This window comes from Amycolatopsis sp. w19 (assembly GCF_051373225.1).
Lineage (GTDB): Bacteria > Actinomycetota > Actinomycetes > Mycobacteriales > Pseudonocardiaceae > Amycolatopsis > Amycolatopsis japonica.
Genome location: NZ_JBPQFM010000023.1, coordinates 1 through 20,003 on the forward strand (window position 1 = coordinate 1; position 20,003 = coordinate 20,003).

Below are 20,003 nucleotides of genomic sequence, written 5' to 3' on the forward strand. Positions count from 1 at the left end.
GGCGGTGAACGGCCCAGCGTCGGTGGTGGTGTCTGGTGACGTCGCGGGGTTGGATGCGTTGGTCAAGCGGTGTGAGCTGCTGGATGTGCGGGCGAAGCGGATCCCGGTGGACTATGCGTCGCATTCGGCGCATGTGGATGTGATCGAGCAGGACGTGGTGTCTGCGTTGGCGGGTATCTCGCCGCAGGAGCCGGTGATTCCGTTTTATTCGACGGTGACCGATGAGCCTCTGGAATTGGATGCTGGGTATTGGTTCCGGAATCTGCGGGGGACGGTGCGGTTCGCTGCGACGGTGGATCGGTTGCTGGAGGACGGGTTCCGGTTCTTCGTGGAGACGAGTCCGCATCCGGTGCTGGTTCCGGGAATCAGCGAAGACGCTGTCGCGTTGGGGAGTTTGCGGCGGGGCGAGGGTGGTGCGGAGCGGTTCGTCGCGTCGCTCGCCGAAGCCCACGTGCACGGCTTGAGCCCGGAGTGGTCTTCGATCCTGCCGACGGCGGACTGGGTCGATTTGCCGACGTATCCGTTCCAGCGCAAGCGGTTCTGGCTGGAAGCCGGGACCGTCGCCGGGGACGCGTCGGCGTTCGGGCAGACGGTCGTGGACCACCCGCTGCTCGGCGCCGTCGTCGCCGTCCCCGGGACCGGCGGGCTGCTGTACACCGGCCGGATCTCGCTGGAAACGCATCCCTGGCTCGCCGATCACGCCGTGTCCGGAACCGTGCTCGTGCCCGGCACGGTGTTCGTGGAGCTCACGCTGGCCGCCGGCAGCCAGGTGGACTGCACGATGCTCGACGAACTGACCCTCGAAGCCCCGCTCGTGCTCGAAGAAGGCACCGACGTCCGGCTCTCGGTCGAACTCGGCGACGAGGACGTCGACGGCCGTCGCGAGGTCGGCGTGTACTCCCGCCGCGGCGACGAACCCTGGACCCGGCACGCCAACGGCGTCCTGCTGCCGGAAACGGACGGCGTGCCTACCTCGCTCGCGGAGTGGCCGCCTGCCGGGGCGGAACGCGTCGGCGTCGAGGCGCTGTACGACGAACTCGCGGACGCGGGCCTCGAATACGGTCCGGCGTTCCAAGGACTTCGCGCCGCTTGGCGTCGCGAGAACGAGGTCTTCGCCGAAATCGACCTGCCCGAAGCCCAGACCGGCGATGCTCCGGCCTTCGGCCTGCATCCCGCGTTGCTGGACGGCGCGCTCCACGGGATCGCGCTGGGTGTGCTTCCCGACGATGCCGAGGGGCTTCGGCTCCCGTTCGCGTTCTCCGGGGTCCGGCTGTGGTCGCGGGGCGCGACGGCACTGCGGGTGCGGCTGCGGCCGGCGGCGGACGGGGTCGCGCTGACCGTCGCCGACGCTGAAGGCCTGCCGGTCGCCGACGTGGACGGCCTGCTGCTGCGGCCGGTGTCGGTGTCCGGCCTCGGTGGATATCGAGAGTCCCTGTTCGGCCTGGACTGGGTGCCCGCGGGCGCGACCGAACCGCACGACGCGACGGTGTGGCACGGCGAATCCGGGGATCTCCGCACCGTGCTGGGTGCGGCACTCGAACGCGTCCGGACGTGGCTCGACGAACCGGGGGACGGCCCGCTCGTGGTGGCCACGCGAGGCGGGATCGCGACCGAACGCCCGGATCCGGTGGCGGCCGCGGTGTGGGGGCTCGTGCGCTCGGCGCAGTCGGAGCACCCCGGGCGGTTCGTGCTCGTGGACGGCGACGTCCCGGCCGCGCTGCCCGCCGGGGAATCTCAGGTCGTGGTCCGTGACGGGGTCAGCTTCGTCCCGAGGCTCGTCCGGGTCCCCGAGCCCGGACCGGCGCGGCCGTGGAGCGACGGCGACGTCGTGCTGATCACCGGCGGCACCGGCCTCCTCGGCGCGGCCGTCGCGAAACATCTGGTGGTGACGCACGGCGTCCGTTCGCTGGTGCTGCTGAGCCGTTCCGGCGCGTCCGCGCCCGGTGCGGCGGCACTGGCGGACGAACTCACCGGGCTGGGTGCCGAGGTCCGGATCCTGGCGTGCGACGCGGCCGACCGGGAGGCGTTGCGCCAGGTGCTCGCCGCGCATCCGGTGACCGGTGTCGTGCACGCCGCCGGCGTCCTCGACGACGGGCTGATCACCGCGCAGACCCCCGAACGGCTCGACCGGGTGCTCGCGCCGAAGGTGGACGCCGCGGTGAACCTGCACGAACTCTTGCCCGACGCCGCACCGTTCGTGATGTTCTCCTCGGCGGCCGGTGTCTTCGGCAATCCCGGGCAGTCCGGTTACGCCGCGGCCAACGCGTTCGTGGACGCGCTGGTGGAACGCCGCCGGGCGGAAGGCGCCGCAGCGACGTCACTGGCGTGGGGCCTGTGGGCGACCACCAGTGCCATGACCGATTCCGCCGACGTCGAGCGGATGGCGAGGGCCGGGCTCGGCGGACTGTCCACAGAGGAGGGTCTGGAGCTGTTCGACGCCGCGCTCGCCACCGGGCGGACGCTGACCGTCCCGATGCGGCTCGACCTCACCGCGCTCCGCGCCGAGGAGAGCCCGCCGTTGCTGAGCGGACTCGTCCGCACCCGTGCCCGGCGGGCGCCCGACGGCGGCGGCGCGTTCCGCGCGCGGCTCGCCGGACTCGACGCGGACGGCCGCGACGCGGCGATCCTGGAACTGGTGCGCGGCCAGGTCGCGGCCGTCCTCGGGCACGACGGGGCCGGCGCCATCGACGCCGACGTCGCCTTCCTCGAACTCGGCTTCGACTCGCTCACCGCCGTCGACCTGCGCAACCGGCTGGCGGCGTCGACCGGTCTGCGGCTCCCGCCGTCGCTGGTCTTCGACCACCCGACGCCGCTCGCCGTCGCGGAACGGATCTCCGGTGACTTCTCGGCCTCCGACAAGCAGCCCGAGACACCGCCCGCGGCCGCGAGCTTCTTCGGCGCGATGTTCGCGCGCGCGGTCGAACTCGGCGAGGTCGCGCAGTTCGTCGCGCTGGCCGCGCAGGCGTCGCGCTACCGGCCGTCGTTCACCGCCGAAACCGCGCGGGAACAGAACCTGCAACCGGTCCGCCTCGCGAAAGGCCCGTCCGGCCCCGAACTCGTCTGCGTCCCCTCCCTCCTGGTCGGCTCGGGCGCCCACGAATACGCGCGGTTCGCGGCGTCGTTCCGGGACGTGCAGGACGTTTCCGTCGTTCCGGTGCCCGGTTTCGGGCACGGGCAGCCGTTGCCGGACTCGATCGAGGCGGTCCTCCACGCACAGGCGGATGCCATCCTCCGCGAAGGTGGCGACCCGGTGGTCCTGGTGGCCCACTCGTCGGGTGGCCCGCTCGCGCACGCGCTGGCGAGGCATCTGGAGGAAGCGGGCGCCGCGCCCCGCGCGCTCGTGCTGATCGACGTCTACCCGCAGGACGAACACGCGCTGGACGGCATCCGCGACCGGCTCGCCGACGGCCTCGGGGACGACACGCGGCTCACCGCGATGGGTGCCTACCTGCGCCTGTTCGCCGACCACGTGCCCGCGGCGACCGGTGTGCCGACCTTGCTGGTGCGGGCCTCGGAGCCGCTGGAAGCGTGGCGCGACCGGGCCGGATGGCAGTCCGGCTGGGCCTTGCCGCATGACACGGTGGACGTCGAGGGGGATCACTTCACGATGCTGGAGCGGCATGCGGGGACGACCGCCGAGGCCGTCCGGGAGTGGCTGGGGCGGCTGGCGTAGCGACTGCGCGTGAAGGCCCCTTTCCCTCGGCTCAGCCGAGGGAAAGGGGCCTTCACGCGCTTGTGTCGCTCACCCGCACCTGAGGTACATGATGGCCCCCTTCCTTGCGCCAGGCGCAAGGAAGGGGGCCATCATGTACTGAGGACCTGCCGCGCCCATGCCCGCCCTTAAGCGCGGCTCCGCGGCTTCAAAGCCATCGCCGGCGTCACTGTCCGCACCTCGAAGTTCGCCACCGTGCTGTCCACCCGGTGGAAGAGATTGTCCGGACCGGAGAAGCACAACGACGTCACGCCCTGCTCCCGCAAGGTCGCGACCATCGACGGCCAGTCGATCGGCCGGTCGAAGGTGTCGAGCAGCATCCGGCGCACCCCCGCCGCCGAGTCCAGGAGCGCGCCGTCCTGGTCCGCGACGACCGGCAGTTCGGGGTCGCGGAGAGTGAAGCCGGACAGCACCTCCTCTTCGGCACGACGGCGCAAACCGCCGAAGTAGGTGGAGTGCACGGGCGGGCGCATGGTGTGCATCGAGTAGCCGCCGATCGCTCGGACGCGCGCCTTCACCCGCTCCAAGTCCTTCTCCCGTACCGAAAGCAGGTAGAAGCCCTTGTCGATGACGCCCGAAACGTCGTGGAACTCGTCCTTCAGCTCGGCCAGGACCTCGGCGAAACCTTCTTCCGGAGTCCGGACGAAACAGTGGGTCACGACGTCCGAGTAGTCGTTTTCGAAGTAGGACACCTCGCACCGCGAAAGCTCCGCGGTGAGCCGGACGGTCTCCTCGAACGACAGCACACCCGTGTACGAGGTCAGTGCCTTCTGGCCGAAACTGGGACCGGCGCAGATCTCGGGTTTCACGCCGAGGACGTCTTCGGCCCACTCCGCGAGGGAAAGACACGTCAGCATGAAGACGACCTGCGCGGCCTCGTCGTACACATCGCCGTCTTCGCGGGCGGGGCCGAGCAGGCGGCGGCCGAGGACGTCCTCGGCCGTGGCGAGCCGTTCCCGCGCCTTCCGGTTGATCATCAGGAACCGGCTCACGTCCCCGGTTTTCGTCGGGGCCATTCCCGGGAAGATCAGGGCGGTGCGTTCGTCGGTCACGTCGCTCAGCCGGCCTTCGGTGAACTGGCCGATTCGGCGAGCGCCAGCTCCGTCATCCGCTTCTTGTCGGGTTTTCCGTTGCGGTTCAGCGGAAACCGGTCGACGACCCGGATGCGGTCCGGTCGCTCGAACTCCGGCAGTACTTCGGCGATACGCGTACGCCAGTGCCTGCCGTCGTGGCCGAGCGGGTCTTCGACGAAGAACGCCAGCTGACAGCCGCGTCGTTCGTCCGGCAGCGCGATGATCTTGACCGGGCACAGCGCTTCGGTGACCTTGTGCTCGATGATCTCCGGATAGAGTGTGTGTCCCTTGCGGTGCACGGCGAACTTGCGGCCCACCACGAACAGATTGTCGTTCTCGTCCAGGTAACCGAAGTCGCCGGTGTGCCGCCAACCCTGCTCCGCCGGCTCCAGCGAGCCGTCCGCGGCGAGGTAGCCCGCCATCATGTCGGGGCAGTGCATCACGATCTCGCCGGTCTGCCCGGCGGGCAGCGAGTTGCCTTCGTCGTCGAGGATCCGCAATTCGTGCCCGGGGAGCGCGCGGCCGCAGCCGACCGGGTTCTCCGGCGTCGCGAACGCGAGGTTGCCCAGTTCGGTGCTGCCGTAGCTGTCCAGCAATGGCAGGCCGAACCAGGCGACGTAGTCTTCGCTGAGCGTCGAGCCCAGGGGAGCGGCGCCGCTGCAGAACATCCGCACGCCCGCAAGATCGAGGCCATAGCGGGGATTGCGCTTCACGATGTTGAGAATGCTCTGGTACGTCGACGGCGTGCCGTCGGTCACGGTCACCCCGCACTGGCCCGCCATCCGCAGCGCACGGTCGATCCGCCGGTACGGCGCCACCACGAGCGAGCAGCGCACCAGCCACGCGATCAGCACCATCGACAGGCCGTACTGGTGGGAAAAGGGCAGCATCGGCATCAGCACGTCACCCGAGTGGTGGCCGACCTGGTCGGCGTTGCGCTGGAGGTTCTTCAGGAACCGTCCGCCGTTCTTGACCACGCCCTTGGGCACTCCGGTCGACCCGGAGGAGTACATGATCAGCCCGTCCGGCAGCTCGCACCACGGGTCCACCCGCAGCTCCGGATCGCGGGTGGCCTGCGAAGCCCCGGCGACGAGCAATTCGTAGAGCAGGGTGTGCGGGCCGTCGGTGACCAACGGCGCGTCCTCGTCGACCAGGCTGATCTTGACCCCGGCCTGGTTGCAGACCCGCTGGGTTTCGGCGGCGTTCTCCTGCTGGTCGACGAGCACGATGCTCGCGCCGACATGCATCAGGGCCAGCAGGGTCGTCACGTAGGCGGCCGAATTGCCGGCCTTCAGCATCACCCTGGTCGCGGGTGTCACGCCACGCTCCCGGAGGGACTCCGCCACCCCCAGCGCGCTGTGTTCGAGCTCGTCGAACGTCTGCAAGGAATCGAGGGCGAAGAGTCTCGCGGACATGGGATTCCCCTTTCTCTCACTCGGCGATCTTGGTGCGGCCAGACCACCGGAAGACGGCGACGACCTCATGACCGTCCTTTTGGAATTCCCCGTCATGGGAAAAGTGCTCGTAGCCTCCGTCGACGCAGATCTTCAAGTCCTGGTCCAGGTCCTCGACCTTCTGGTAGGACTCCAAATCCGCCGAACGCGCGCGGGATCCGGTGGGATCGATTCTGATGTGCACCACGGAAGGGCTCCTTTCACTGGGTGACGCGGAGATCGGAAGGGCGCAAGGCGTCCGAGATGGCCCCGATCACGGCCGGGGCGTGGGTGTTCAGATAGAAATGCCCGCCGGGATACGTGGTCAGGGTGAACCGCCCGGACGTGTGGGTTGCCCAGTCGCGGACTTCGTCGACGGTCGCCTTCGGGTCGTTTTCACCGACGTGGGCGTGAATCGGGGTCCGCAGTAGGGGCCCCGGCGTGTATCGGTAGGTCTCGGCGGCGGTGTAGTCCGTACGGATCGAGGGCAGCACCATTTCCAGGATCGCTTCGTCCTCGAAGATCTGGGCGTCGGTACCGCCGAGTTCCTTCACAGCCGCGATGAGGCCCGCGTCGTCGCGCCGGTGAACCGTCTCGTCGCGAGCGCGGCTGGGCGCCACGCGGCCGGAGACGAACAACGCGTGCGGCCGCACGTCACCGGCTTCGAGCCTGCGGGCGACCTCGAAGCCGAGTGAAGCGCCCATGCTGTGACCGAAAAGGACGGTCGGCCGGTCCAGCCACGGCAGGAGCGCCTCGGTGACACCGTCGGCCAGTTCGGCGATGGTGGCTAGCCCCGGTTCGCGACGCCGGTCCTGGCGTCCGGGGTACTGGATCGCGAGTACGTCGGCGGCGGGGCTCAACGCCCTTGAGACCGGGAAGAAATAGCTCGCGGAACCTCCCGCGTGCGGGAAACAGACGAGACGGAAGGGCGCGTCGTCCGCGGGATGGAACCTGCGTACCCAGAGTCCTTCGTCGTTGCCTGCCACCCGGCCACCTCCTGCGTCGGCGACGGGCGGATCGCCCGTCCCATCGAGCGTGCGGGCGGCCGGTCCGGCCGGACAACCCCTACCGACCCGGCGTGGCCCCTATCGCGCCTCCTGAACGAACAGGCCGATCAACGGGCGATGGAGACGGCGAAGGGGGTGAAACCGTTGCGGCGCAGGACATGGGGGACGATGAGGACCATGGCTTCGGTCGCGCGGGCGGTGCTGATGTCACCGAGGTCCTCGATCCAGCCGGGATCCCAGCCCAGGTCGCCGAGGAGTCCCGCGACGGTTTTCTTGGCCTGTTCGTCGTTTCCGGACAGATAGGCGGTGGGCGGCGTGGTCAGCGTGCCGGGGTCGGTCATGACCGTGAACAGCATGGTGTTGAGGGTCTTGACGACCTGGGTGCCGGGCAGGGCCGCCTGGAGCTGCTCGGCGAGACTGCCGCCGGGGTAGCACAGATCGCCGGGCAGGCCGTCGGCCGCGTCGTGGGTGGCGTTGGTGACGTCGACGAGGATCTTGCCCGCGAGTTCGGCTCGCAGCGCGGTGAGCCGCTCCAGTGTGGTGTCGCCGGGGGTCGCGTTGATGACGATGTCCGCGCCACTGGCGACGGTGGCGTGATCGCCGTTCCCGCGGCGGCCGAGAGTGACCTGGTGGCCCGACGCGGCCAGCGCGCGGGCGAGGTTGGTGCCGACGCGGCCGGCGCCCAGGATGCCGATGGTGGTCATGGCGTGGTGCTCCCTTGTGGGACCGGTCAGAGCGGGGAAAGGACGTCGAGCGCGGCGGCGTGGACGCGGGGAGCGGCGGCGAGGAAGTCGCGGCCGCTCGCGGTCCACGGCTTGCCGTCCAGGTCGGTGACGGTGCCTCCGGCTTCGGCGACCAGGAGGGCGCCGGCGACGAGACCGGAACGGACGTCGGAGAACTGCCAGAAGGCGTCCATGCGTCCGGCGGCGACGTGGATGAGTTGCAGGGTCGCCGGAACGGACACGCGCACGACGAGGCCGGCGGTGAGCATGGCGGTCACAGATTCGCCGATCCGGCGGAAGGTGTCTGTGCTCTCGCCGGGCCGGGCCTGTCCGGTGCCGATCAGCGCGGCATCCAGGTCGGTTTTGGCGGAGACGGCCAGGGGGCGGCCGTCGAGATGGGCGCCGCCACCGGCGGTGGCCGTGTACGTGTCGCCACTCAGCGGAAGGTGCACGACGGTGAGGATGGGCTGGTTGTCACGCACCAGGGTGGCGGTGACGGCCCAGTCCGGCATGCCGTGGACGTGATTGATGTTGCCCTCGGCCGGATCGACGACCCACCACTCACCGGGCGGGAGCGCACCGCCCGCGAGTTCGTCCTCCACCCACTGGGAACCGGGCCTCGCCGCCAGCAGCGGTTCACGCATGACGGCGAGGACCGCTTCGTCATTCGAGTAGATCTCGCCGACGACCTCCGTCAGGGTCACGCCCCGGGCGTGGGTCGTGTAGCGCTCCCGCAAGGTCTTTCCCGCGTCCTTCACGATGGCGGTCACCGCGGGCAGCAAGGTCGTCCGGAGGTCGGTGGGCATGGCTGTACTCATGGCGCACTCCTTGGGATTCGGGCTTTTTTCCGGCCCCGTGATTCCCAAGGTAGAGAGCGCGACCATTAACGACAAGTGCATGTTCCGCACTTATATAGTTACCGCCATGCAACTGGATTTGAATCTGCTCACCGCGCTCGACGCCCTGCTGGAAGAGGGGAGCGTGGCCGGGGCCGCGGCTCGGCTTCACGTCACCGCACCGGCGATGAGCCGTTCCCTGGGCCGCATCCGCAAAGCGACCGGCGACGAGATCCTGGTCCGCACCGGACGCCACATGACCCCCACCATCCGCGCGGTGGCCATGCGCACCGAGGTCCACGCCCTGGTGCGGCAGGCGCATCAGTTGCTGTCGGCTCAGGCGGAACTCGACCTGGCGACGCTGGAGCGGGTGTTCACCGTCCGCTGGCACGACGCCCTCACCGCCGCCTGCGGAACCGCCCTGATCGCCGCGGTGCACCGCCAGGCCCCCGGCGTCCGGCTGCGTCTCACCGCCGAACCCGGCGACGACACCCCGGAGTTGCGTCGCGGCGAGGTCGACCTCGCCTCCGGCACCGGCCCGCCGTCCCTGTCCGACATCCGCCACCACCTCATCGGCCACGACCGGCTCGCCGTCGCCGTCCGGCCGGGTCACCCGCTCGCCGGACGATCCGTGACCGCCGAGGCCTACGCGGCGGCCGAACACCTCACCGTCTCCCGGCGTGGTCGCCTGCGCGACCGGATCGACGACGTCCTCGCCACCCTCGGCCACGAGCGCCGTGTGATCGCCTCCGCCCCCACCACGGCCACCGCGCTGCAGCTCGCCCGCGACACCGACCTCGTGGTCACCCTGCCCGACGCGGTCACCCGGGCCGCCCGTGAGCAACTCGGCTTGGTCACCCTGCCGCTACCGCTGCGAATGCCCGACGTGCCTCTGCACCTGCTCTGGCATCAGCGGCACCACAACGACCCCGCCCACGTCTGGCTACGCGAAACGGCCACTGAGACCCTTCAAGACCTGCTTGCGCCGGGCTGATTCCGTCAGCGGCGCACCCGGTAGCGCAGGTGAAGCACTCGGTTGCCCTGAAGCACCACCTCGGGATCCTCCAGCAGGTGCTGCGCGTGGACCGATCCGAAGAAGCGCCTCCCGGACCCGAACACGACGGGTACGACGTCCATGCGCACCTCGTCGACCAGACCCGCGGCGAGCGCCTGGCCGCCGACGTCGCCGGCCGCGACCTCGACGACGCGGTCACCCGCGAGCTCCTGCGCCTTGGCAACGGCTGCCTCGACGCCGTCGACGAAATGGAACGGCGCGCCGGGATCCCAGCCCTCGGGCGCGGGCCGATGCGTCACGACGACCACGTGGTCGATCCCGCTCGGCGGCTTCCCGTCCCAGCCGTCGGTCAGGTCGAAGACGCGGCGGCCGGCGATCGTCACCCCGATCTCGTCCCAGTACCGCCGGGTGTAGTCGTAGGACGCTCGCGACACCTTGAGCACGCCGCTCTCGTCCAACGGGACGTCACCGCCGGTCAACCAGTCGAACAGCGGTCCGGGCTGGTCGTTCTCGTCCGCGACGAAACCGTCCACCGACACCGAGCCGTACATGACCACCTTGCCCACGGGCTCTCCTTTGCTTCGAGGGCCCCGAAACTAGCGTGCCGTGAGCCGCCGCGCTTGTAAGAAATCAATCGGCGGGCAGAGGCCAGCTGTCGAGCACGTGGCCGGGATGTTCGCGGAGGAACCGTCGCCGGACATCGAGGTACCGGGTCGGCGTGAGCCCGGTGAACGCCCGGAACTCGTGGCCGAAGTGGGCCTGGTCGAAGTAGCCGGCGCCATGGGCGAGTTCGCCCCAGTCGATCGGTTCGGCGACGTCGATCCCGAACACGGTGGCGGTGAAACGGTAGGTGCGGGCGAGCCGCTTCGGCGTGACCCCGATGAGTTCCTTGAACCGCTGTGCCAGATGAGTGCCGCTGACCCCGGCCGCCGTGCTCAAGTCGCCGATCGCCACCGCCCCGCCGGTCGCCGCGATGGCACCGCTCATCCGGCGGACCAGCTCCAGGCCGGAGGGCTCGCGCAGCCGTCGCATCAGCTCCTCTTCGAGCAGCGTCAGCATCTCGTGCGGTCCGGGCGCCGAGGCCAGCCGGTCCCGCAGCTCGGCGACGGGGGACCGTCCCCAAACCTGCTCCAGCGTCACCGGCCGGTCGCACAGTTCGGCCGCGGGCATCGGGAGGAACGACGCCGGTCCCCACGGCTTGAAGTGCACGCCGACGGACCGGCTGCGGCGTGGGTAGCCGAACTCGTACGCGCGGGTGGGCATGGTGATCACGCAGCCGTCGGCGTACCCGGCCGTCTCGATGTCGGCGCCGGCGCGGATGCGGAACGGCGCCCCGAGGTTGACGATGAGCAACGCCGAGGGCGACGGCGGCAACGTCAGCCGGGCGTAGGGCGGCGTGCCCTCCAGGTAGTAGAGGTCGTCGATCAGCCCGTCCAGGGGCGGACGCGGCACTCTGGACACGTACTCCACGCGTCAAGCATCGCCGACGTCCGCCGGTATCGCCTTCGTTTCAGCCGAGATGGTCGTTCGCGCCACTGACCCAAGCGACGTAACGCTCGGCCGAGCGCCGCACCGCGGCTTTTGCGTCAGCTTGCAGAGTGGCGCCCGTCAGCGCGTAGAGCCGGTCGAACTCGTAGGGCTCCAGCCGGTCCAGGAGCCGCTCGACCAGACCGGCCGAGAGCGGGATCTGGTTGGGATAGCTGCGCATGAAGGTCACCCAGCCCGCCGCGGCCACCGGCACGATGGTGTCGCCCACCAGCAACGAGCCGCTGTTCGCGGCGACGTGGGCGACCGCGGCGCCGGGGAAGTGGCCGCCCGCTTCGACGAGCGTGACGCCGGGCAGGATCTCTTCGGTACCACGCCATTCGCGGATCACCGGATCTTCCCGCCGCACCCACCGCCGGTCGGCGGCGTGCACGAGGACCGGCACGTTCCCGAGGTGATGGCTCAGGCTCACCTGCGAGCCGTACATATGCGGATGGCTCGCCACGATCGCGGCCGCCCCGCCGAGTTCGGCGATCTTGTCGAGCAGTGGCTCGTCGAGAGCGTTCGGCGGATCCCACAGCAGGTTGCCCTGATCGGTCTGGACGACGTAAGTCCATTGGCCGATCGAGAACTCCGGCTCGCGGTGCAGGCGATGGATGCCCGGCTCCGGCTGCTCGTGGATCAGCTTGTGCGGATCCGCGGCGAGCTCGTCCGCGGTGGTCCAGGATTGGCCGGAAGCGCGGACGTACTGGCGTTCGTCCGCGCAGATCCGGCAGATCCCGGCCGGAGGCGCGGCGGTGTCGGGGTGCTCGACGCCGCAGGTCGCACAGATCCAGATCGTCATGAGTCCAGCATGGAATCTCCAGTTCGCTGGAGGTCAAGACGTCCGGTCTACTCCTTGCGGCCGCTGACGGCCAAGCCGACGCCGAGCCCGACCATCGTGAGCCCGGCCGCGCCGCCGACCAGGTCCAGGCGTCGCGCCGAGCGGGCGAACCAGGACCGGACCGCTCCCGCCGCCACACCCCAGACGGAATCCATCGCCAGGGCGATCGTGGCGAACACCGCGCCGAGGACCACCATCTGAAGGCCGGCCTGTCCGGCGGAGGGGTCGACGAACTGGGGCAGGATCGCCGCGAAGAACACCACGGTCTTGGGATTGGTGACGCCGACGATGAATCCCTGCAGCAGCGTGCGTCCGCCGCTGATCGGGGCCGCTTGCGCCTCGAAGGCCTCCCGCAGCGCCCGGCGGTGCCGGATCGGCTGGACGCCGAGGTAGATCAGGTACGCGGCACCGGCGAATTTGATCACGGTGTAGATCACGGCGGAGGCCTGGATGATGGCGCCTACCCCGATGGCGACGGCCGTGGCGGCGACGAAGCTGCCGAGCGCCCCGCCGACCACGGTCATCAGCGCGGTCCGACGGCCGTACGCCAGGGCGCGGCTGATCGCGAACAGCACGGCGGGGCCGGGGATGAGGATCAGGACGAACGACGCGAGCGCGAAAGCGGCGAGGCGATCAGGCGACGGCATAGGGCCACGCTAGCCGATTCGGTCACGATCTCTGGCAAGCTCGGATTCACGGGTGGGCTTCGGTAACCGCACTCAGACCCCTGAAGTGCTGGCCGCTGGGCGGCTACGCTCGACTGGTGACGGCGGAGAAGATCGACTGGGGCGGACAGCGCGAAGGTGAGGCGACGAAGGCGGAACACGCCTTCGCGATGTCGTTGGACACGCTGGTTCCCGGCTTGGATTACTGGCTGCATGCCGACGACGACGGCACCCCTTGGCTCCTGGTTTCCCAGGACATCGTCGAAGGCGATGCTGTGCGCGACACTTTACGGTTGGACTTCGACGCGCGTGGGATCCGCGGCGGCTGGAGCCCCGCCTGTCTCAATTGGGACGATGGGGTGCGGGCCGAGGAAGCCTTGATCGACCTGTCGGGGCCCGACGGTTTGCTCTACCTTGCGGACGGGGCGCCGGTCGAGGACCTAGCTCGCCGTGCCGCGGCGTGGTTCACCGCGCCGAAGAGGGGGCGTTGGGCCGACTGACGCCACCGCCGCGGTGTCACTTCAGGTCGGCGTCCGGTTGATCGCGATCAAATGACTGCTCAGCCCGAGCAATGAGGGTTCGTTCTCGACGGCTTTGGTGAAGTGGAGGACAACGTCTCGGTTCGCCGACTCCTCCCAACGGCCGGTGAGCTGTGGCAGCCAGCCCGCGAATCCTTCGACACCCACCACGTCGAGCAGGCCGAGGCCCGCATCGAGGCATTCTTGACGCAATTCGTCGGGGTGATGGAAGTAGCCGGTGGTGAACCAATGGGGATGGTCGCTGTCGTTGCGGTGCTGACCGGAAGCCAGGTCGGCGCTCACTATCCGCTGGAATTCCGGATCGAAAAGGAAGCCACGGGCCAGGCCGTCGAACAGCGATGCGAAGCGTGAGATCGCCGCCACGAATACCCATCCGCCAGGGCGGACCACGCGACCGGCTTCGCGCAATGCCGCAAGACGGTCGTCGCGATCGGTCAAGTGATAGAGGGGGCCGAGCAGGAGTGCGGCGTCGAAGGTCCCGTCCGGCACCGGCAACCGCCGGGCGTCGGCCACTGCCACTGTCATTCCCGATGTCCTGTCGGCAAGTTGCCGAGCAGCGGCGACATGCTCCGGGACGATGTCGAGCAACGTCACCTGATGGCCGTCCGCGGCGAGCCAGGCGGCGTGTATTCCGGTGGCTCCGCCGATATCGAGTACGCGCAGGGCGCCGGCCGGCAGATGCCGTCGTACGATCTCCTGGGTCCGTACGAACTCGAGACGGCCGGACGGCTCGGTGAGTCGTGCTCCCTCGTCGGTCGATCGGTAATGTTGGACGATCTCGTGCGGTAGTTCCGTCACCGCGAGAATTCTACGGCCGGTTCTCCGGTGGCGCACCGGAATATCCGGCCGCGACAATGGCCGCATGGCGGATTTTCGGTGGGGTGCGGCAAGAGCTTCTTCGACCCTGATCTGATGGGTGCGCTTCCCGATGTGTTCGTCCCAGGCGCCTCCGCGGAGGCTGGCAGAGGCTGTTCGATCTGGTCGAGGCGCGCGGTTGGCAGCGGGAGTTCCGGCGAGGCGACATGCATCTGCCTTTGTCCTCGGCGGCCGAAGTGCTCCTTCGCGAGCCCGATGCTGGTGGAGCTGCGGGTCTGTCCGGTTCCACGGGTGCTCGCGATCTTTCCGTCTCATGGCGGCCGAGGGATCGAGCGGAAGAACTCGGGGGTTCTTGAGCAGGCTTGCTTGCCCGGTCTGTTGTCGGGCAGTGGTGACGTGGCTCGGGTTTCGCGAGGTGCTTTCCGGCCGGTTGCCGGAAAGCGGCGACGGGGTCAGTCGTGCGGCAAAGTTGTCGGGCGGCGCGTGACGTGTTGCCGGGAAGTGGCGACCGTTCGGGCGGCGGTGGTTGTGTGTGGTCGGTTCTGTGTTTCGGTCTGGCCGGTCCGTTGTCGGAAAATGGCGACGTGGCTCGGTGTCGCGAGGTGATTTCCCGGCCGGTTGCCGGGAAGTGGCGACGGGATCAGGCAGCCGGTTGGGTTGTTGGGGCGGATCGCGACGTGGCTGGCTGTGCGTTGCCGGGAAACGGCAACGGGATCAGGCAAGCGGCAAAGCTATCGGGCGGTCCGCGCGGCGTGTTGCCGGGAAGTGGCGGCGGTGGTTGTGCGTGGTCAGCTCAGCGGTTCGGTCCGGCCGGCCGGTTGCCGAAAAACGGCGACGCGATCAGGCTGCCGGTTGTGCTCCCGAGGCGGTTCGCAACGCGGCTGGCTCCGCGTTGCCGGAAAACGGCGACTTCGACCGGAGTCGACATCCCTCGTGCGTTCCCCACCGAAATCGGCCGAGAGCTAGGAAAGCCGGTGCTCATGACGCCGGAAGGCGGAACCCAGGCCCATCCGGTCCTCGGGTTCGATCCGGAGCACGACCGGGTCGCGCTGTAAGCGGGCAACAGGCGTCTTCCCGAGACACTGATCGGCTATCTTGCGGGCGTGGATATTCAGGTGCACGAGGGTGCGTTGGTCGAGGTACCGACGGACACCGCGACGGGGATGGACCGGCGTGCGTTCGGTGAGTTCGTCGGGCCGCGGGGCGAGTTGGCCTCGTACGCGTTCGGCTGGACCACCGGCGCGGATCCGCACGCCGCTCGCCTGTCGATCGGGATCGGCGCGGGCGACCCCGGCGGCGGAACCTTCCACGCCGTCATCTTCCAGCACGAGGACGGACACGCGTTCTCGTTGACCAGTGACCCGTTCGAACGGGTACCGCAGGGCGGGCCGGACCTGACCGCGGACGAGGCACGTGCCCATGAGGACCTGCCGTTCGTCTGGGCGGTCGCCGACGAGGTCATGCGGCGCGATCGGCGGGCTTGGTGGATGCGGCACTGGCTTCTGGGCACCCTGTGCGTCCAGACCCTTGAGGTGTTCGAGCGCCGCGAGCCGATTCTGCTTGTGCGGCACGACGCCGACGACGGGATGTGGCAACTCGTCGGTGCTTCCGACGCGGATGGCGGCACCGGCAAGGTCGGGCACCTGCACCACGCCATCGACGAAGACCCGACCCTGATCGACATCCTCGACCTGCAGCCGGGCGGCAGCGCGACACGAACGGGCGCCGGAAGTGCTTGGACGGCCGAGCCGACGCGGTGAAGTCCTCATGCATGGACCGCGCCGGCCGACCACTCTGACGGCTAGCCGAAGATCCGGGCCCGCAGTTCTTTCACCGTCTGGACCGAAGCGATCAGGTCCAAAGTGTCGAAATGCAGCGACCAGGCCGTGCCGGTCGCGGTCTTCACCGTCCGTTCGACCAGGCTGAAGGAGATCGGGCGCGGGTCGGCGCCGCCCAGCGCCACCGCGGTGCCGACCCACTCCCGGTATTCGGTGCCGTCCGCGGACACGGTGGCGCGCGGCTCGAGCGCGACGTCACGGACCGCGCCGAACAACCGGTCCAGGTATGCGGTCATGGCCCGGCGCCCGGAGATCGGCTCGGTCAGGCCGGGGCCCAGCAAGGTCGCCGTGCCGTCCACGCCGGCGACCAGGATCCCCGCCGCTTCCCGGTTCCACGCCAGCTGCCGGATCCGCGGCGGCAAGGGGATCGCCGGGGCCGGATCGGTCGCCGACGCGGTGATTCCCTCGAAGAGGTTCCGCAGCGGGTTCGCCGGATCTTCGACCGGGCGGAACATGGTGACCTGGTCCCAGAACCGCCTGCCGTCCTGCACCCTGGCCGGATCCTTGCCCGCGGCGGGATCGCCGAGGACGAGCCGGTGCATCGTCTTGAACGAGACCGGTTTCCCCTTGACGGTGCCGGTGTTCAGCGCCTCGATGAAGACGACCCTGCCGTCGGGGTCGGAAGTGACGGTCTCCGGAACGAAGACGTAGTCCGGGGCCAGCTTCAGCACCCCCTCGATCTGGCTTCTGATGCCCGCCCAGTCCCGGGGTGTCTCGAGCCCGCTGTCCCACAAGCGCGCCGTCCCGTCTTGGACGAACAGGTTCATGTACGCGTCGACATTCCGAGCGTTTCGGCCCCAGGCACGGTAGGCGTCCATGAACCGCTCCACGTTCGCCGGTCGTCCGGCAAGGGATTCGGCGTTCGCCGGGGGCGCGAGAACGACAACGGACAGAACGGCCGCCGCGAGGGCGGGCAAGAGTCGTGAAACCTTCATGGCCGAAGGATCATCGAGACGGGAGCCCCTGTCGATTACGTCCGAGGTAAGCGGGCCGCGGGTAGATTCTCCGTGTGGGGCTTGAAAAGGAAACGGTGCGCAGGGTGCTGATCGTCGCGTTCGACGACGCTCAGATCCTCGATGTGGCCTGTCCCAGCGGGGCGCTGGAGATCGCGAACTCGCACGGCGCGGCGCCACCGTATGTCGTCGAGCTGGCGACGGTTCAGGGGCGGACGACACGGAGTTCGTCGGGGATCATGCTCGCGGGTGCCCGGCGGCTCGCCGAGGTGTCCGGGCGGGTGGACACGGTGATCGTGGTCGGTGGCGCGGGAACGAGCGCGGCCGCGGCGGACGATCGTCTGCTGACGCAGGTGCGGCGGCTGGCCGGACGGAGCAGGCGGATCGCCTCGGTGTGCACGGGTGCCTTCGTGCTGGCGGCCGCCGGGCTGCTCGACGACCGGCGGGTCACGACGCATTGGGGATACGGCGAGCTGCTCGCCGCCACCTTCCCGGCGGTGAACGTGGATCCCGCCCCGCTCTACATCCGCGACGGCAACGTGTTCACCTCGGCCGGGGTCATCAGCGCGCTGGATCTCACGCTCGCGCTGATCGAGGACGACTGCGGTCCGACGCTGGCCCGCGAGGTCGCCCGCGAACTGGTGACCTATCTGCACCGCCCGGGCGACCAGGCCCAGATCAGCACGTTCCTGGCCGTCCCGCCGCCGGGCAACCGGGTCGTGCGCGACCTCTTGGGATACATCGCCGCGCATCTCGCCGAAGACCTGAGCCCGCCGGCGCTGGCGGCCCGCGCCGGGGTCACCACGCGGCACCTCACCCGGCTGTTCACCGCACAGCTGGGCAGCACCCCGGCCCGTACCGTGCGGACGGCGCGGACCGAAGCCGCCGCCCAGCTGGTGCGGTCCACCGCGTTGCCGCTGGCCGCGGTCGCGCGGCGATGCGGATTCGCCTCGGCGGAGACCCTGCGGACGGCTTTCCGCCAGTACTACGGGATCACCGGGGACACACTTCGCAGGATGACGGACATGCCCCGCCCGATCGGCGCCTGAGCTCCCCAGAATCGCGGCATGGACAGTGCGAAGACCACCCGCAGGACCGTTCTGGCCGGAGTCGCGGCAGCCGCGGCGTTCGGCCTCGGCACCGGCACGGCCCAGGCGGAGACCAAGGGACCGAAGATCGGCATCCTGCTCTACGACGGGTTCAGCCTGCTGGATCCGACCGGACCGGCCGAGGTGTTGTCCCGGCTGCCCGGCGCCACGGTGACGATGATCGCCGAGGAACGCGGCCCGGTGCGCACGGACACCCGTGACGTCGCGGTGCTGGCGGAACGTTCGGTGGCCGAGGTGCACCGCCTGGACGTGGTGCTGGTCCCGGGCGCGGGCAACCGCGGGACGGTCGCCGCGATGGAGAACCAAGTCCTGCTCGACTGGATCCGCCGTATCCATCGGCACACGACGTGGACGACGTCGGTGTGCACGGGATCCTTGATCCTCGGCGCGGCCGGGCTGCTCCGCGAGCGGGCCACGACGTACTGGGCCTCCGCGGACTATCTGGAGAAGACCTTCGGCGTGCGTTATGTGCCCGAGCGCTACGTTCAGGTCGGCAAGGTCGTCACCGCGGCGGGGGTGTCCGCCGGGATCGACCTCGCCTTCCATCTCGCGTCCCTTTTGGCCGGTGAAGAGATCGCGCGCGGTATCCAGCTCTCTGTCGAATACGATCCGCAGCCGCCTTTCGACTCGGGCAACGCCGCGAAGGCGAGCCCGGAACTCAAGGCGCTTGCGCTGAAACTGCTCGCCGAGTCGCAGGTCTAGCGGGGGCCGTAATCCTTCAGCACCAAGGCGTTCGCCGCTTCCCGGATCGGGCGGGCCATCTGTTCCAGGACCCGGTTGCGGCCGGGGAGGTAGGGCATCAGCTTGATCATCCGGGTGTTGAACCACGCGAACGCCCGCGACTGCGGGATGATCCCGCGTAGCGCCATCTTGGCCAGAGCCTGGTTCTTCTCGACGTACGGACGCATTTCCCTTTCGTAGCGGGAAAACGCGGTCGTGAAGTCGTCCGAAGCCGCCAGCTCGCCCGCGAGGACGTACGCGCCGACGAGGGCCAGGCTCGTGCCCTGCCCTGAGGCGGGCGACGGGCAATAGCCCGCGTCACCGAGGAGGGTGACGCGCCCGGCCGAAAACCGGTCCATGAGGATCTGGCACACCGGGTCGAAGTAGAAGTCACCCGCCTCGCGCATGGCGTCGAGCAACGCCGGGATCTCCCAGCCCAGTTCGGCGAACTGGCGGGCGACGAGGTTCTTCTGGCTCTCGACGTCCCGCCGGTCGTAGGGCAACGGCGGGGCGCTGAACCAGAACGCGGCCTTGGCGTCGTCGGCACGCGCGGTGCTGTAGACGTTGACCATCTTGCCGGGCGCGGCCGAGTGCAGCAGCTCCCAGCGGTCGAGTTCGAAGGTGTTGGGCACGGTGGAGATCGAGATGTAGGCGTCGAACCGGTGCAGGAAGTCCTCCTCCGGCCCGAAAGCGAGCGCGCGGACGCCTGAGTGCAGACCGTCGGCGCCGACGACCAGGTCGAACCGGCGCGGGGCACCGTGGGCGAACGTCACGCCGACGCCGTCGGAACGCTGTGCCAGCCCGGTGATCCAGTCGCCGAAGACGTACTCGGTGCTCTCCCGGGTGGCGTCGTACAGGATCTTCGCCAGGTCGCCGCGGAGGATCTCGGTGTCGTCGCCGTGGCGGAAGCCGAAAGTGTCGGCATCGAGCGTGGCGAGCTGCTTGCCTCGTTTGTTCACGAACGCGGCGCCTCGCATGTCGGTGCTCGCCGCGTGCACCTCGTCGAGCAGGCCCATCCGGCGGACGACGTCGACGGCGACGCCGCGGATGTCGACCTTGTAGCCGCCTTCACGTGGGCTCGGGGCCCGCTCGACGACGGTGGCGCTGAAGCCGTGGCGGTGCAGCCACCAGGCGAGGGCGGGCCCGGCGACACCGGCGCCGGAGATCAGGATGTTCTTCGTCATGTCCGCCAGCGTG

General features: G+C 69.5%; 19 protein-coding genes. 6 read left to right on the forward strand and 13 right to left on the reverse strand.

The genetic code is table 11. The features are described 5' to 3' along the window. Window positions 1–4: 4 nt before the first annotated feature. Entirely contained in the window at window positions 5–3,673 is a 3,669-nt protein-coding gene (locus ACSMFO_RS33110) for an SDR family NAD(P)-dependent oxidoreductase (RefSeq protein WP_436461798.1), read from the forward strand. Window positions 3,674–3,840: 167 nt separating this feature from the next. Here the strand turns inward: ACSMFO_RS33110 and ACSMFO_RS33115 are convergent, their stop codons facing one another. From ACSMFO_RS33115 to ACSMFO_RS33140, 6 genes are all read right to left on the reverse strand, one after another. Continuing rightward, complete coding sequence (locus ACSMFO_RS33115; RefSeq protein WP_436461716.1) at window positions 3,841–4,764, reverse strand: ACP S-malonyltransferase; 924 nt, start codon at window positions 4,762–4,764, stop codon at window positions 3,841–3,843. 5 nt (window positions 4,765–4,769) lie between these two features. Further along, window positions 4,770–6,200: a class I adenylate-forming enzyme family protein gene (locus tag ACSMFO_RS33120; RefSeq protein ID WP_436461717.1), complete on the reverse strand. Its 1,431-nt coding sequence runs from the start codon at window positions 6,198–6,200 to the stop codon at window positions 4,770–4,772. Window positions 6,201–6,216: 16 nt separating this feature from the next. After that, window positions 6,217–6,426, reverse strand: a complete 210-nt coding sequence (locus tag ACSMFO_RS33125) for a DUF5988 family protein (protein WP_037345129.1) — start codon at window positions 6,424–6,426, stop codon at window positions 6,217–6,219. Between the two features lie 13 nt (window positions 6,427–6,439). Further along, on the reverse strand, window positions 6,440–7,204 hold the full coding sequence (locus ACSMFO_RS33130; protein ID WP_378417067.1) for a thioesterase II family protein: 765 nt from the start codon (window positions 7,202–7,204) through the stop codon (window positions 6,440–6,442). Between the two features lie 128 nt (window positions 7,205–7,332). Further along, on the reverse strand, window positions 7,333–7,929 hold the full coding sequence (locus ACSMFO_RS33135) for an NADPH-dependent F420 reductase (RefSeq protein WP_436461718.1): 597 nt from the start codon (window positions 7,927–7,929) through the stop codon (window positions 7,333–7,335). Between the two features lie 26 nt (window positions 7,930–7,955). Beyond that, entirely contained in the window at window positions 7,956–8,765 is an 810-nt protein-coding gene (locus ACSMFO_RS33140; RefSeq protein ID WP_436461719.1) for an inositol monophosphatase family protein, read from the reverse strand. 106 nt (window positions 8,766–8,871) lie between these two features. Between ACSMFO_RS33140 and ACSMFO_RS33145 the strand changes: the two genes are divergently transcribed. Further along, on the forward strand, window positions 8,872–9,777 hold the full coding sequence (locus ACSMFO_RS33145; protein WP_436461720.1) for a LysR family transcriptional regulator: 906 nt from the start codon (window positions 8,872–8,874) through the stop codon (window positions 9,775–9,777). A gap of 5 nt (window positions 9,778–9,782) precedes the next feature. Here ACSMFO_RS33145 and ACSMFO_RS33150 read toward each other — a convergent pair whose 3' ends face one another. From ACSMFO_RS33150 to ACSMFO_RS33165, 4 genes are all read right to left on the reverse strand, one after another. After that, on the reverse strand, window positions 9,783–10,364 hold the full coding sequence (locus ACSMFO_RS33150; protein ID WP_436461721.1) for a dihydrofolate reductase family protein: 582 nt from the start codon (window positions 10,362–10,364) through the stop codon (window positions 9,783–9,785). 64 nt (window positions 10,365–10,428) lie between these two features. Then, complete coding sequence (locus ACSMFO_RS33155) at window positions 10,429–11,250, reverse strand: helix-turn-helix domain-containing protein (protein ID WP_436461722.1); 822 nt, start codon at window positions 11,248–11,250, stop codon at window positions 10,429–10,431. A gap of 58 nt (window positions 11,251–11,308) precedes the next feature. Continuing rightward, on the reverse strand, window positions 11,309–12,127 hold the full coding sequence (locus ACSMFO_RS33160) for a hydrolase (RefSeq protein WP_436461723.1): 819 nt from the start codon (window positions 12,125–12,127) through the stop codon (window positions 11,309–11,311). Between the two features lie 47 nt (window positions 12,128–12,174). Next, the gene (locus ACSMFO_RS33165) at window positions 12,175–12,813 is read right to left on the reverse strand and encodes a LysE family translocator (protein ID WP_436461724.1); all 639 of its coding nucleotides are present in this window, start codon (window positions 12,811–12,813) and stop codon (window positions 12,175–12,177) included. Between the two features lie 116 nt (window positions 12,814–12,929). On the opposite strand from ACSMFO_RS33165, the gene ACSMFO_RS33170 reads away from it, so the two are divergent. Next, window positions 12,930–13,331, forward strand: coding sequence for a hypothetical protein (locus ACSMFO_RS33170; RefSeq protein ID WP_436461725.1), 402 nt, complete (start codon window positions 12,930–12,932; stop codon window positions 13,329–13,331). 21 nt (window positions 13,332–13,352) lie between these two features. Here the strand turns inward: ACSMFO_RS33170 and ACSMFO_RS33175 are convergent, their stop codons facing one another. Further along, entirely contained in the window at window positions 13,353–14,168 is an 816-nt protein-coding gene (locus ACSMFO_RS33175; RefSeq protein ID WP_436461726.1) for a class I SAM-dependent methyltransferase, read from the reverse strand. A gap of 1,121 nt (window positions 14,169–15,289) precedes the next feature. Between ACSMFO_RS33175 and ACSMFO_RS33180 the strand changes: the two genes are divergently transcribed. Beyond that, on the forward strand, window positions 15,290–15,946 hold the full coding sequence (locus ACSMFO_RS33180) for a hypothetical protein (protein ID WP_436461727.1): 657 nt from the start codon (window positions 15,290–15,292) through the stop codon (window positions 15,944–15,946). Between the two features lie 41 nt (window positions 15,947–15,987). Here the strand turns inward: ACSMFO_RS33180 and ACSMFO_RS33185 are convergent, their stop codons facing one another. Continuing rightward, window positions 15,988–16,959: a nuclear transport factor 2 family protein gene (locus tag ACSMFO_RS33185; RefSeq protein WP_436461728.1), complete on the reverse strand. Its 972-nt coding sequence runs from the start codon at window positions 16,957–16,959 to the stop codon at window positions 15,988–15,990. A 74-nt stretch (window positions 16,960–17,033) separates the two neighbouring features. Here ACSMFO_RS33185 and ACSMFO_RS33190 point away from each other — a divergent pair, with 74 nt between their 5' ends. Then, entirely contained in the window at window positions 17,034–18,026 is a 993-nt protein-coding gene (locus tag ACSMFO_RS33190) for a GlxA family transcriptional regulator (RefSeq protein WP_436461729.1), read from the forward strand. 18 nt (window positions 18,027–18,044) lie between these two features. Further along, complete coding sequence (locus ACSMFO_RS33195; RefSeq protein ID WP_436461730.1) at window positions 18,045–18,788, forward strand: DJ-1/PfpI family protein; 744 nt, start codon at window positions 18,045–18,047, stop codon at window positions 18,786–18,788. Here ACSMFO_RS33195 and ACSMFO_RS33200 read toward each other — a convergent pair. Continuing rightward, window positions 18,785–19,990, reverse strand: a complete 1,206-nt coding sequence (locus ACSMFO_RS33200) for an FAD-dependent monooxygenase (protein WP_436461731.1) — start codon at window positions 19,988–19,990, stop codon at window positions 18,785–18,787. The genes ACSMFO_RS33195 and ACSMFO_RS33200 overlap by 4 nt on opposite strands. Between the last annotated feature and the right edge of the window lie 13 nt (window positions 19,991–20,003).

Coding starts and splice junctions, on each gene's coding strand:
- ACSMFO_RS33120 (WP_436461717.1), bottom strand. CDS start 6,200: ATGTCCGCGAGACTCTTCGCCCTCGATTCCTTGCAGACGTTCGACGAG.
- ACSMFO_RS33135 (WP_436461718.1), bottom strand. CDS start 7,929: ATGACCACCATCGGCATCCTGGGCGCCGGCCGCGTCGGCACCAACCTC.
- ACSMFO_RS33140 (WP_436461719.1), bottom strand. CDS start 8,765: ATGAGTACAGCCATGCCCACCGACCTCCGGACGACCTTGCTGCCCGCG.
- ACSMFO_RS33145 (WP_436461720.1), top strand. CDS start 8,872: ATGCAACTGGATTTGAATCTGCTCACCGCGCTCGACGCCCTGCTGGAA.
- ACSMFO_RS33160 (WP_436461723.1), bottom strand. CDS start 12,127: ATGACGATCTGGATCTGTGCGACCTGCGGCGTCGAGCACCCCGACACC.
- ACSMFO_RS33165 (WP_436461724.1), bottom strand. CDS start 12,813: ATGCCGTCGCCTGATCGCCTCGCCGCTTTCGCGCTCGCGTCGTTCGTC.
- ACSMFO_RS33185 (WP_436461728.1), bottom strand. CDS start 16,959: ATGAAGGTTTCACGACTCTTGCCCGCCCTCGCGGCGGCCGTTCTGTCC.
- ACSMFO_RS33195 (WP_436461730.1), top strand. CDS start 18,045: ATGGACAGTGCGAAGACCACCCGCAGGACCGTTCTGGCCGGAGTCGCG.
- ACSMFO_RS33200 (WP_436461731.1), bottom strand. CDS start 19,990: ATGACGAAGAACATCCTGATCTCCGGCGCCGGTGTCGCCGGGCCCGCC.